The organism is Nitrincola alkalilacustris, assembly GCF_008973755.1.
In the GTDB taxonomy this organism is placed as follows: Bacteria; Pseudomonadota; Gammaproteobacteria; order Pseudomonadales; family Balneatricaceae; genus Nitrincola; species Nitrincola alkalilacustris.
In genome coordinates, this window is the sequence record NZ_WBOM01000003.1 from 45,121 (window position 1) to 58,097 (window position 12,977).

At 52.4% G+C, this 12,977-nt stretch carries 8 protein-coding genes; 5 read left to right on the plus strand and 3 right to left on the minus strand.

Annotation, left to right across the window (positions count from 1 at the left end; translation table 11 throughout):
* The first annotated feature begins 5 nt into the window (after window positions 1–5).
* The 3 genes from F7R27_RS05885 (at window position 6) to F7R27_RS05895 (ending at window position 3,405) form a co-directional block, all read left to right on the plus strand.
* Window positions 6–272 carry a YeaC family protein gene (locus F7R27_RS05885; protein ID WP_151703307.1) on the plus strand — a complete coding sequence of 89 codons (267 nt, stop codon included), beginning with the start codon at window positions 6–8 and terminating at the stop codon, window positions 270–272.
* Between the two features lie 14 nt (window positions 273–286).
* Window positions 287–2,914 (plus strand): aminopeptidase N, encoded by a 2,628-nt coding sequence (gene pepN / locus F7R27_RS05890; protein ID WP_206060425.1) that lies wholly within the window; start codon window positions 287–289, stop codon window positions 2,912–2,914.
* A gap of 104 nt (window positions 2,915–3,018) precedes the next feature.
* Window positions 3,019–3,405, plus strand: a complete 387-nt coding sequence (locus tag F7R27_RS05895) for a hypothetical protein (RefSeq protein WP_151703309.1) — start codon at window positions 3,019–3,021, stop codon at window positions 3,403–3,405.
* Here F7R27_RS05895 and F7R27_RS05900 read toward each other — a convergent pair.
* Both F7R27_RS05900 and F7R27_RS05905 read right to left on the minus strand, forming a co-directional pair.
* Window positions 3,396–4,538 carry a sensor domain-containing diguanylate cyclase gene (locus tag F7R27_RS05900; RefSeq protein ID WP_151703310.1) on the minus strand — a complete coding sequence of 381 codons (1,143 nt, stop codon included), beginning with the start codon at window positions 4,536–4,538 and terminating at the stop codon, window positions 3,396–3,398. The genes F7R27_RS05895 and F7R27_RS05900 overlap by 10 nt on opposite strands.
* A 96-nt stretch (window positions 4,539–4,634) precedes the next feature.
* A complete protein-coding gene (locus F7R27_RS05905) occupies window positions 4,635–5,249 on the minus strand; it encodes a riboflavin synthase subunit alpha (protein ID WP_151703311.1) in 615 nt (204 codons plus the stop codon).
* An 87-nt stretch (window positions 5,250–5,336) separates the two neighbouring features.
* Here F7R27_RS05905 and F7R27_RS05910 point away from each other — a divergent pair, with 87 nt between their 5' ends.
* Window positions 5,337–6,221, plus strand: a complete 885-nt coding sequence (locus F7R27_RS05910) for a TIGR01777 family oxidoreductase (protein WP_151703312.1) — start codon at window positions 5,337–5,339, stop codon at window positions 6,219–6,221.
* A gap of 32 nt (window positions 6,222–6,253) precedes the next feature.
* Here F7R27_RS05910 and F7R27_RS05915 read toward each other — a convergent pair whose 3' ends face one another.
* On the minus strand, window positions 6,254–7,963 hold the full coding sequence (locus F7R27_RS05915) for a BatD family protein (protein WP_151703313.1): 1,710 nt from the start codon (window positions 7,961–7,963) through the stop codon (window positions 6,254–6,256).
* A gap of 146 nt (window positions 7,964–8,109) precedes the next feature.
* Between F7R27_RS05915 and F7R27_RS05920 the strand changes: the two genes are divergently transcribed.
* Window positions 8,110–12,960: an NAD-glutamate dehydrogenase gene (locus F7R27_RS05920; RefSeq protein WP_151703314.1), complete on the plus strand. Its 4,851-nt coding sequence runs from the start codon at window positions 8,110–8,112 to the stop codon at window positions 12,958–12,960.
* The last annotated feature ends 17 nt before the right edge of the window (window positions 12,961–12,977 follow it).

Genomic DNA, 12,977 nt, shown 5'->3' on the forward strand with positions numbered 1-12,977 from the left:
GAGAGATGAATTTCGAAGAGATGATTGAGGCGATGTCGCCGGATATCTATGAGTCGCTGAAACGTGCTGTTGAACTGGGTAAGTGGCCCAACGGCGTCAAGCTGACTCAGGAGCAGCGTGAGCAAAGCCTGCGTGCCGTGATCGCTTATGAGCACAAGCGCAACATGAGTGAAGAGCAACGTGTGGGTTATATTGACCGCTCGCGCAAGGATGGCAGCAAGCACGGGTCTGACCCCCTGCAGCCGGATATTCTGAAAATTCTCAACGGTTAATAATGGAATAGATCATGTCGCAACAGCCAAACGTCATATACCTGAAGGACTATCAGGCTCCCGCCTGGCAGGTTGAAAAAACCGACCTGCACTTTGACCTGGATGATTCGCGTGCGCTGGTACGCTCAACACTGACACTGCGTCGAGCCCCTGAGGCTGCTGTGGATGCGCCGCTGCTGCTTAACGGCCATGAATCGGTTGAACTGTGTTGCCTGAGTATTGACGGAAAAGAGCTGACTGAGGCTGATTACACACTGCAGGGTGAGCTGTTGACCCTCGCGGGTCTGCCTGAAACCTGTGAGCTGGTATGCGAGACGCGAATTTACCCGCAGACGAATACCGCGCTGGAAGGGCTTTATCTTTCTGATGGCATGTTCTGTACCCAGTGTGAAGCCGAGGGTTTTCGACGCATCACTTTTTTTCCTGATCGTCCCGATGTGATGTCTGTCTTCACGACTACCATCGAAGCCGACAAGCGGTCTTATCCGATACTGCTGAGCAATGGTAATGCGGTGGCGCAGGGTGATGCGGATAATGATCGTCACTGGGTCACCTGGGAAGATCCCTTTCCCAAACCCAGTTATCTGTTTGCACTGGTTGCAGGCGATCTGAGCTGCCTTGAAGACAGTTACACTACTATGTCTGGACGCCACGTGAAGCTGCAGATTTTTGCCGAAAAGAAGGATCTGGATAAGCTTGATCATGCCATGCGCTCGTTGCAGAATGCGATGCGCTGGGACGAAGAGGTATATGGCCGCGAGTATGATCTGGATATCTACATGATCGTGGCGGTGGATTTTTTCAATATGGGCGCCATGGAGAACAAGGGGTTGAATATTTTCAATACCTCCTGCGTTCTGGCCAGCCCCCGCACCACGTCCGATGCTGCCTTTCAACGGGTAGAGGCGGTGGTGGCGCATGAGTATTTCCACAACTGGTCCGGTAACCGTGTGACCTGTCGTGACTGGTTTCAGTTGAGCCTCAAGGAGGGTTTCACGGTCTTCCGCGATGCTGAATTTTCAGCTGATATGGGCTCACGCACCGTCAAACGGGTCGAGGATGTCACCCTGCTGCGGACGGCTCAGTTTGCTGAGGATGCCGGCCCGATGGCGCATGCGGTACGCCCGGCTTCGTTTATGGAGATCTCAAATTTCTATACCCTGACGGTTTATGAAAAGGGTGCCGAGGTGGTGCGGATGCTGCACACCCTGCTGGGACCTGAGCTGTTTCGCAAGGGAACCGATCTCTATTTCGAACGCCATGACGGACAAGCCGTGACAACCGATGATTTTGTGGCTGCCATGGAGGCTGTATCGGGTCGTGATTTGACCCAATTCAAGCGCTGGTACAGTCAAGCAGGTACTCCGCGTCTTCTGGTCAGTGACCATTATGACGAGGCGAAGAAGCGCTACAGTCTGACGGTCACACAGAGTTGCCCACCAACACCAGGTCAGGATGAAAAACTACCTTTCCATATGCCGCTGAGTATTGCACTGCTGGGAATGGATGGACAGTTGCTGGATTTGGGGCAGGGGGAGGTCAGCCGTGTGCTTGAACTGGCCGAAAAGGAGCAGACTTTCCATTTCGATGCGATTCCGAGTCGTCCTGTACCATCTTTACTGCGGGGTTTTTCTGCCCCTGTGAAGCTGCAGTATGATTTCACTGATGAGCAGCTGCAATTTCTTCTCCGCCACGATACCGATGGATTTACCCGGTGGGATGCGGGGCAACTGCTGGCATTGAGGCTGATGCAGCAGTTGATGCAGGATTATCGACAGGGCAAGGCTTTGCAGTTGCCTGAATCGCTGGTTGCAGCCTGGCGCGCGATACTGAATGACCTGTCGCTGGATTCTGCGATGGTGACTTTGCTGCTGACGCTGCCATCCGAAGCTTATCTGTCTGAGCTGGCCGATGAGATCGATGTGGATGCCATACATCATGTGCGCCAGTTTCTACGCACCTCTCTGGCAAAAGCGCTGGAGAGCGACTGGCTGGCCACCTACAAGCGTCTTGATTCAGATAAGCCCTACTCACCGGATGCCTCCGAGATGGCGCGTCGCAGCCTGAAAAATCTGGCACTGAGTTATCTGATGTCGCTGCAGGATGGTGTTTATCTTTCACTGGCTCAGCAGCAGTTCGAAACTGCGGATAATATGACCGAGCAGCTGGCAGCATTGGCACTGGTGGTGCACTCAGAGTTCACTGAGTGTGCCGGTGAGTTGCTGGGTGAGTTCCTGTCACAATGGCAGCATGAATCGCTGGTGATGAACCAATGGCTCTCGATTCAGGCATCAGATCCCAAGCCGGGTGCTCTTGAACGCGTGGAATCCTTGATGCAGCATCCGATCTATGATGCCCGAAACCCGAACAAGATACGTTCGCTGGTCGGCGTATTCAGCAATCAGAACGCGATCAATTTCCATAAGGAAGATGGCAGCGGCTATCGCTTTCTGGCGGATCGCATTATTGAGCTGAACCGCCAGAACCCACAGATAGCAGCCAGACTGTTAACGCCTCTGACACGCTGGCGCAAGTATGATGCAAGTCGTCAGTCCATGATCTGCTCACAGCTCCAGCGTATTCTGGAAAGCGGTGATCTGTCGAGTGATGTGTATGAGGTGGTGAGCAAAAGCCTTGTATAAAACAAGAATTATTAGCCCAAGGTAGCAACCGTTGCGCTCGCCCCATGTCGGTTGCTTGGGTATACTTCTATAAACGTTTTGAAATGACCTGTCAGGAAAATGTAATGGAACGATTCCTTCTCTCCGATGATAAGTTTGATTTACAGCAGAATTTTCGCCGTGCTCTGAAGTGTCAGGAACAGATGACACAAGCCAGGGAGGGGATGAAAGAGGCCAAGAACAGTCGTGTATGGATTGTCGCCTTGGTGATTCTTATTTTTGCCATGGGTTCTGACTTCTTCCTGGGTGCATCTGCTGCTTTATTCGTATATTACTTCTACCGGGTCATACGCTCCTGGTATGAGTGCAGCCAGGCAGAAGAAGGGCTGGAAGAAAATACCCGCTGGTTTGGTACCAAAGGTCTGAAGCTTGAAGGTAGAGTACTGTATTTCCGTGATGACAGTCTGCTGGAGCAGCCGCTGGATCCCTTCGATGATGACCTCTATCGCTGATCGGCTTCTGCAATCAATGGTGTCGAGCTTTTTGGGTTGAGTGTGAGGAAATGGGTCTGGTTACGTCCCCTTTCCTTGCTCTGATAGAGCGCCTGATCAGCGGCATGAATCAGCTGTTCCATCAAACCGTTCATATCTTCAGTTGCTATGTCTTTCGGCTCGCAGATTGTAAAGCCAAAGGATGCGCTCAGGTTTAACACTGTGCCCTGATGTGTTTCGAAGGGGTAGGCGTGTAGCTTCTGACGCAGATTTTCTGCTACCTGAAGAGCATCGCTGTGATCGCAACCTGGCAACAGAATGGCGAATTCCTCTCCACCGTAGCGGGCGACGGTGTCGGTATCTCTGACCAGTTCTTTCAGTAATTCAGCGACTGCTCTCAATACCCGGTCACCGGTAAGGTGGCCAAAGCTATCGTTGATCCGCTTGAAATGATCTATATCGACAAGCATGCAGGCAAAGGGTGCATCTGTACGACTGGAGCGCTTCAGTTCGCGCATCAACTGCAGGTTGAAGGCTCGTCTGTTGAGTGTCTTGGTCAATGCATCGATACTGCTGAGTCGCTGAAGAGTTTCTCGCCGAATACAGTTCTCTATGCAGACGGCAACGACTGACGACAGATGAGACAGGTAATCATAGCTCAGGAACTGGTTGTATCTGTCAGGATCCATGCTGCCAAGGCTCAGGCTGCCGATCAGGCAGTTTTCGCGTATCAATGGCAGGATGGCGCAGGAGTTGATCACGGGCGAATGCTCAAACACCTGTTGTTTCAGGCGGCTATCGGGTTGACCATAAAACAGCCGATTTTCCGGGTGTATCTCTCTGAGAAGCTGCTGTGTCGGCAGCAGACGCAAATGGCTTTGATCCAGGGTGATGGATGAACTGTCCAATAACTCCTGTGCTGTCTCTTCCGGATCGAACAGTACCAGACCGACAGCGCAGAGCTTGAAGTGCTGGCGAAAATCATTCAGCAGGTAGTTCAGCAACTCTGCCAATGATGAGCAGGACAGCATCAACAGTTCTGCTTCAAAAAAATTGTGCAGCAAGGCTTCGTTCCGGGTGGCTTTATTCTGCATCAGATGCACCAGCCGCTTTAACTCCCGGTTTTCAACTGCCAATTTATTGATGTCATCCATCCGTTATGCCTGTCGTTGATCAAGCTTATAATTATTTTCGGCCAAAGCTTTCTGTTCTGCTTCAGTCAGGGTGGGTCCCGATGCCTTTCACACTTTTCAAACGCCCTGCTGAGCTGACATGAAGCGCTGAACAGTATCAACTATGGCTTGTGTCTGTGAATCTATTTCGATATTGATCAGATCGTTTTCTGCAATATCGGAAAAAATCGTCACAGCCAGAGTTTCAGGAATCAGGAACACATTAAAGCAGTCATCCTGCACTTCGCCAATAGTCAGACTGCAGCCATTGAGGCCGATAAAGCCTTTGGGAAAGATATAGGGTGCCAGGTGGGCCGGTTTTTCGATCCAGATGATACGGTTGTTATCAGGAGTCTGGATCTTTCGGACAGCGGCACAGGCATGAACATGGCCGGACATGGGGTGCCCACCTATCTCATCACCGAATCTGGCAGCCCGCTCAAAGTTGACCAGGCTACCAGGGTGAAGCTTACCCAGATTGGTGACGCGCAGGGTTTCCATGATCAGATCGAAGTGAACATGGCGCTCATCAAAGGCGGTGACTGTCAGGCAGACGCCATTGACGGCAATGCTGGCGCCCGTGCTGAGAGCGTTTGTATGTCCTGGCGGAAGCTGTAATATCAGCTTCATGAAGTTGTCGTGATGCTGTGTAGAGATGACCTCTGCTGTTCCTTGTACAATACCGCTGAACATACTGTGCTAATCTCATAGTGCAGAGGCAGTCTCTGCAGATTTGGTTGAGTGTCAAGTCTATACAAAAATGTGGCAGGAGATAAAGTGATGCGCGTTCTGATTACAGGCGGGACTGGATTTATCGGTCGTCATGTGTGCGCGGCTCTCCTTTCCCGTGAAGACCAAGTGGTGGTTTTGAGCCGCAGTCTGACAGGTGGTGAGCTGGATAGCCGTGTTCAGCGGGTGACTCAGCTGTCACAAATTGAGGGGAATGTGGATGCGGTCATCAATCTTGCGGGTGCTCCAATTGTGGATAAGCGCTGGACTGATCAGCGCAAGCAGTTGCTGCGTGCCAGTCGTATCGATACCACACGTTCGCTCAACGCCTGGATGGCTGACCTGGAGAACAAGCCCAGTGTGATGGTCAGTGGGTCGGCGGTTGGGTTTTACGGCAGTCAGGATGAGAAACTACTGGGTGAGAATGCTGAACCCAAGGCAGGGTTTTCTCATCAGCTATGTGCTGACTGGGAGTCCGAGGCGATGCTGGCTGAAAAGTTGGGTGTTCGTGTCTGTGTGATCAGAACCGGGATTGTGCTGGGTGACGGTGGTGCACTGAGTAAAATGCTGTTGCCTTTCAAGCTGGGTCTAGGTGGGCCGATAGCCGATGGTCATCAGTGGATGTCCTGGATCCATATTCAGGATGAGGTTGCTGCGATTCTCTGGCTGCTGGATCATCCGGTTCTGGAGGGGGCGTTTAATCTCACGGCACCACGCCCGGTCAGTAATGATGCGTTCAGCAAATCTCTGGGTAGAGCGCTGGGCCGACCGGCATTTTTCCGTATGCCTGGTTTTGTGATGGAAATGATGCTGGGAGAGGCGAGTGAGTTGCTGATTGAGGGCCAGCGCGTGATTCCGGAAAAGCTGCTCGCATCGGGGTTCAGTTTTCGTTTTGATGAGCTGGATGATGCGCTGGCTGACCTTCTTAAGGGCTGACCTTCATGAAGGGTGATCCAGCGCTGACTGAATCAGCGTGTGTCATGCAGTGACAGGTCGAAAATGTCCATATCCTCATCCTCGGTTCGGCGCTGTCGTTTGCGCAGCGCCTTGATCGCTTCCAGCAGCAGATCCCCCTGCCACAGATCGATATCATCACTGTAAAGATGGTGCTCCAGATCCAGGATCAGAAAACTCAGGGTCTGATGCCCTGCTGCCTGTCCGATGGATTCCAGGTTATGAATGGTTGCATCGGGCCAGAAACGGGGTGCCCAGATCAGCAGTGCTCGGCTGCTCAGTTGAGCATCATTGGCAAGGCAGGCTGCCGACAGTACATCAAATGCTTCCTTTTCACTATCTTCAGAGTGCTCGGCAGGGAAGCTGGAGAGGCTGCTCTGGTCTGAGACGGATACCGGTTCTGATAGAGTCTGTGCCCGGCGCCGGAAATGGAAAAAACTGTAAAGGCACCCCAGAGAGGCGAGCAGGCTGATGCTGCTGAGAAATATTATGAGTCCTGTCGGGAAGCTGTCTCTGGGCTGGGTAGTTTCCTGGCCAGAGGTTTGCGTCGGTAATAGCGGTACCTCTGACAGGAGTACTTCAACGCTGGTGGCCGGCGTACTGCTTGACTGCGCTCGATCCTCCAGTGTGTTCCACCAGCTCAGTTCAAGAGCCGGAATATTGAAAGTACCGCTCTGTGCAGGCGTGATCAGCCAGGATTCACGCAGATTGCCGGTCAGGCCAAGTATGGCGTGTTCGCTTTCATCGCGTTGGCGGGACAGAAGTCTTGCGCCTTCAACAGGGGCCTGCTCATACAGGCTGGTTGGAAGCTGTTCGCTGCCGAGTGCAGTTGCCGACAGCGAGACGTTCAGCAGGAGGCTGCCAGGAAGGTGTTCACTTTGAATCAGGTCCTGGCTGAGTGTCACTTGTTCGGCCGGCAGCCAGTGAGTGCTGCCGCCTTCATGTGCAATGGGCAGCACCTCAACTTCCAGATCGTCTGCTCGAGCGGAGATCGGGCTGTTTTCATCAGTTTGCAAAGAGGCTCCCAGTATCTCCATAAAACCGGGTTCGTGCGGAAAGAGTGCATAAAACTGCTCTGTGACCATGTAGCCTTGCTGATCAAGCGTGTCTGTATATCTGCGCTGAGGGCCCACTTCACGTGTGGTACCACTGTTTATCTGCGGGGGGGTCAGTCTGGCAGACTCGGGTAGAGGGTCAAGATGGTAAAGGCTGGCACGATAGAGCAGCTGGGCACCTTGATAGACCCTGCCGCGGTCCAGTTCAACGGTAAAGAAAACAGCATCGCGAGCCATTTCCTGAGTGTTATTGTTCTGGTTAAAGCCGTTCTGATCTGCCGTGCTAAGGCCGTTGCCGGAAAAGCCGCCACTTACCACCAGTTGCAGAGGTTCGGACACCTGCTCATTAAGTCGCAGTGCTGGAATGGTCAGTGTACCGGACCTGAGCGGGTGGAGATTGATCTGCCAGCGGGTACTGGCCTCACGTGAGCCACTGGTATGACGGAAAATACTGGAGCGTTGACTGCTGGATATACGGAAGTCCCGCGCCAGTGGGCTCAGATCGGGAAGAGGTCTGTCGGCACCCGGTATCTCCAGCATCAGCGTCACTGTATCGCTAATGCCCAGTGAGCTTTTATCTGTCTTGGCTGATATTTGAGCAAAGGCTGAAGATGTCAGCAAAATGTATAAAAAACAGTAGGAAATCGCTTGCTTATAGAGGTTGTTCATATACTCTTACTTTTAAGGGTGCCAGGGTTGTATCCATTATCAGTCAAGGCAGTCAGGGAGGCAACGGCATACTGAATCTGCTGCTTTCTGACGGTAATACGGCACCTGTCATAATGGAAATGTGCAGATAAAAAAGAGAGACAGTCATGCCCCGTCCAGGCCCGGAAAGTAAATCAGAAATTCTAGAACACCTGAGCAACGAAATCTCCAAACGACTTCAGAAGAATAAATCAGAACTGCTGCTGAAGTTTATCGAACACTATTATCTGACTGCCCCGGAAAGAGATCTTAAAAACTGGCGGTTGGATGACCTGTATGGCTCAACACTGAATATCTGGGAGTTTCTTCAGGTTCAGCCGGAGCGCACCGGGCGTGTCAGGGTCTTCAACCCCGATTATGAAAAGCATGGCTGGCAATCCACACATACCGTTATTGAAGTTTCTGCACTGGATATGCCGTTTATCGTCGATTCGCTGCGTATCGAGCTGAATCGTCTTGATGTCACCATCCACTCCATCACTAATGCGGTTTTCAGTGTCAAGCGCAATGATGCAGGTGAGGTTACGGACTTTATCAGCTCTGGCAAGAGCACCAATGATACATATAGCCGTGAGTCGGTTGTTGCGATAGAGGTGGATCGTCATACCAATCAGGAAAAACTTGAGCTGATAAGAGCTAGTCTGCAAGAGGTGTTGCAGGAAGTCAGAAGAGTGGTGGATGACTTCTCATCCATGCTGAGTGCTGCCGATGACCTGGCCAAATCCTTGACCGCCTGCAAGGGCGCAGTGGTTAAATCCGATATTGCCGAAGCGCAGGCATTTATCAAGTGGCTCGGAGGTAACTTCACCTTCCTTGGATATGAAGAGCTTGAGCTGGTTACGCAAGGCAAGAAAAAGTCGCTCAAACCAGTAGCTGGGTCCGGGTTGGGTCTGCTGCGTGAGTGCGATGGCCAGTGTCGTGCTGATCTCAGACACAGTTTCGATCGTGATGCTGCAGTGTTCACACTGATTCCTGATCTGCTCACTTTTTCCAAGTCAGCAGCCAAGTCACGCATTCATCGCCCGGCTTATCCTGATTACATCAGCTTCAAACGCTTCAATGATGAGGGCGATGTATGCGGAGAGGTGCGCTTCCTCGGTCTTTACACCTCCTCGGTTTACGTTCACTCGCCACGTGGTGTGCCTGTGATTCGTAACAAGATCAATGAGGTCATGGAGCGCTCTAATCTGTATCCTGAGGGTCATAACTGGAAGGAGTTGATGCAGATTCTGGAGACCTTCCCGCGAGATGATCTGTTTCAGAGCAGCGTCGAGGAGCTGTTCGACAGCACCCTGGGTATCCTGCAGATCAGAGAGCGCCGCCAGATACGTCTGTTCCTGCGTCGGGATCGCTTTGGTCAGTTTTTTTCGGCACTGGTGTATGTGCCACGTGATATTTACAGTACTGAGTTTCGTGTCCGCAGCGAGAAGATACTCAAGGATGCTCTGGGCTGTGATCTGGCAGAGTTCAATACCTACTTCTCTGAGTCCATTCTGGCGCGTACACAGTTCAATCTGAGGCGCTCCGATGAAGGTCGCGTTATTGAAACCTTCGATGTCGATCAGATAGAGCGCAGAATTCAGGATGCGGCCAGGAGCTGGGATGAGGATCTCTATGCTGCGCTGACAGACAGTCTGGGTGAGGAGCAGGGGATTCACTGCTATAACCACTATGGCTCCAGTTTCTCTCCAAGCTATCGTTCCGACTTCACACCACGCACCGCGGTGGTTGATATCCAGCATATGCGCAAACTGTCGCCGGCATCGCCCATAGCGCTGAGCTTTTATCGAGCGCTTGAGCGTGAGCAGGATGAGCTTAACTTCAAGCTCTTCCATTACGGAACAGCCTTGCCGTTGTCTGACGTCATGCCGGCACTGGAAAACCTCGGGCTGCGGGTTATAGACGAGCACCCGTACGAAATCATTTCCGAGGATAAGTGTGTCTGGATACATGACTTCAACCTGCGCTATCGCGGTAAACAACAGAGCAGTATCGAGGAGCTGCAGGCTATCTTTGAGGATGCCTTCCAACATATCTGGTCTGGTCATGCAAATAGCGATGATTTCAACAAGCTGGTACTGGGTGCGGGCCTTGGCTGGCGCAAGATCGTTATTCTGCGTGCCTATGCGGCCTACATGAAGCAGATCCGTTTCCCGATCAGTATCGAAGCAGTCAGTGCAGCACTGAACAATCATCCCGGTATCTCTCGTCAGCTCGTTGATCTCTTTGAGTATCGTTTCAATCCTGCGAAAGTGAATGAGAGCAAAGCGCTTGAGACTGAAGAGGCGATCATGCTCAGCCTTGATGATGTCTCCAGTTTGAATGAGGATCAGGTGATTCGTCAGTATATCGAGCTGATCAAGGCAACGGTAAGAACCAACTATTATCAGACACTGGATGGCCAGGACAAATCCTATGTCTCATTCAAACTGATGCCCGCCAGCATACCTTTCATGCCGCAGCCAAGGCCGATGTTTGAGATCTTTGTTTTCTCCCCCAGGGTGGAGGGGGTTCACCTGCGCGGCGGCAAGGTGGCGCGTGGTGGTCTGCGCTGGTCGGACCGTAATGAGGACTTCCGGACCGAGGTACTGGGCCTTGTAAAGGCGCAGCAGGTCAAGAATGCAGTCATTGTTCCTGTCGGTGCCAAGGGGGGCTTCGTGCCCAAACAGTTGCAGCCCGACTGGGATCGTGATGCCTGGCTGGCAGAGGGTATTGCCTGCTATCGGATATTCATCAGTGCATTGCTGGATATTACCGACAATCTGGTCGATGGTGAGGTTGTACCGCCGCAGAATGTTGTGCGTCATGACGAAGATGACACCTATCTGGTTGTCGCTGCCGACAAGGGTACGGCAACCTTCTCCGATATCGCCAATGGCATCGCCAATGATTATGGTTTCTGGCTCGGAGATGCGTTTGCATCAGGAGGCAGTCAGGGATACGACCACAAGAAAATGGGTATCACCGCCCGTGGTGCCTGGGTATCGGTAGAGCGTCATTTCCGTGAAATGGGTATCAACACCAAGACTGACCCTTTCACCGTTGTGGGCATCGGTGATATGTCGGGTGATGTTTTCGGCAATGGCATGCTGCTGTCGGATCAGATCAAACTGGTGGCGGCGTTCAACCATATGCATATCTTTATCGATCCGAGTCCGGATCCGGCCAGCAGTTATGCTGAGCGCAAGCGGCTGTTCGATCTGCCACGCTCCGGTTGGAATGATTATAATGCGCAGCTGATCTCCAAAGGCGGTGGTATTTTCCCACGCAGTGCCAAGTCGATTACCCTGACGCCTGAGATGAAAAAACTGACCGGACTCACTCTGAGCCGGGTCACACCCAACGAACTGATGTCGGCCTTACTGGCCGCGCCGGTTGATCTGTTGTGGAACGGTGGGATAGGTACTTACGTCAAAGCCTCTGATGAGAGCCATGCGGATGTTGGCGACAAGGCGAATGACGGCTTGCGTGTTGATGGCGGCATGCTGCGCTGCAGGGTGATTGGCGAAGGTGGTAACCTGGGGATGACCCAGCGTGGCCGTATGGAGTTTTCACGCCAGGGGGGGCGCATCAACACCGACTTTATTGACAATGCCGGCGGGGTTGATTGTTCCGACCACGAGGTCAATATCAAGATACTGCTGAACGGCATGGTGGCAGCTGGCGATATGACCATGAAGCAGCGTAACCAACTGCTGGTGGAGATGACCGAAGAGGTGGCGGAGCTGGTTCTGTTGAACAACTATCGCCAGGTTCAGGCAATCTCGCTTGAGGAAAAGCGTTCCCTGCTGTCCATGGCCGAGTATCAGCGCTTTATCAGTAAGCTGGAGGCGCAGGGCAAACTTAATCGCAAGCTTGAATATATCCCTAGCGATGAAGAGCTGGCGGAGCAGCGCAGTGCCGGGCGTGGTCTGACTCGTCCTGAACTGTCTATTCTGATCTCCTACTGCAAGGCCGATTTGAAAGAGGTGCTGCTGTCGACCAGTGTGCCCGATGATCTCTATCTGTCGAAGGAGCTGGTAACTGCCTTCCCGAATAAGATGGAGCTGCGTTTTGGCAGTGAGCTTAAACAGCATCGGCTGTGTCGGGAGATCGTGGCAACCCAGATTGCCAACCAGATAGTCAACTTCATGGGAATCAATTTTGTTGATCGTCTGATGACATCCACAGGCGCTTCTGTAGAGACGATTGTGCGGGCCTATGTATTGGTGCGCGATATCTTTGATCTCGAAACCCTGTGGGAGATGATTGAGGTACTCGATTATCAGGTGGATGCCGAGATACAGAGCGAGATGATGAGCAGCCTGCAGTATCTGGTGCGTCATGCAACACGATGGTTTGTACGAAATCGTCGTGGCGAGCTTAACTGCCAGGTCGAAATGGATAATTTCCATGATCACGTTTCAAGTATCAGTCAGAATCTTGGTCAGCTGCTGCGTGGTGAGCCCAAGGAGCTCTGGGAGCAGGCTTACTCACGTTACACGGATGCCGGTGTGCCGGCCTCTCTGGCTCAGGTGGTGGCTGGCTCCGGTAGCTTGTATGCGGCGCTGGGAATAATCGAAGTGGCGCGTGAGCTGGACCGTCCGCTTGAGCATGCTGCCGCAGCCTTTTTTGGTCTTGGTGAGCGTCTTGAGTTGCAGTGGTTTTCACGCCAGCTTAACAGTCTGAGGGTAGAAAACTACTGGCAGGCTCTGGCAAGGGATGCCTTCCGCGATGATCTGGACTGGCAGCAGCGAGCTCTGATGGCCACTGTACTTAAAATGCACAAGCCCGATGGCGGCTCCATCGAGGAGCAGCTTGAGGATTGGGTGGCGTTGAACGAAGGGCTGCTGGAGCGCTGGAATCGTGTCCTGGCAGATCTGAAAAATGCTAAACATCAGGATTATGCGATGTATACTGTCGCCGTGAGAGAGCTGTTCGATCTCGCACGTACCTGTGTATTCGCTCAAGCTGACTGATATGAAGATGTCTGTCG

Coding starts and splice junctions, on each gene's coding strand:
- F7R27_RS05885 (WP_151703307.1), top strand. CDS start 6: ATGAATTTCGAAGAGATGATTGAGGCGATGTCGCCGGATATCTATGAG.
- pepN (WP_206060425.1), top strand. CDS start 287: ATGTCGCAACAGCCAAACGTCATATACCTGAAGGACTATCAGGCTCCC.
- F7R27_RS05895 (WP_151703309.1), top strand. CDS start 3,019: ATGGAACGATTCCTTCTCTCCGATGATAAGTTTGATTTACAGCAGAAT.
- F7R27_RS05900 (WP_151703310.1), bottom strand. CDS start 4,538: ATGGATGACATCAATAAATTGGCAGTTGAAAACCGGGAGTTAAAGCGG.
- F7R27_RS05905 (WP_151703311.1), bottom strand. CDS start 5,249: ATGTTCAGCGGTATTGTACAAGGAACAGCAGAGGTCATCTCTACACAG.
- F7R27_RS05910 (WP_151703312.1), top strand. CDS start 5,337: ATGCGCGTTCTGATTACAGGCGGGACTGGATTTATCGGTCGTCATGTG.
- F7R27_RS05915 (WP_151703313.1), bottom strand. CDS start 7,963: ATGAACAACCTCTATAAGCAAGCGATTTCCTACTGTTTTTTATACATT.
- F7R27_RS05920 (WP_151703314.1), top strand. CDS start 8,110: ATGCCCCGTCCAGGCCCGGAAAGTAAATCAGAAATTCTAGAACACCTG.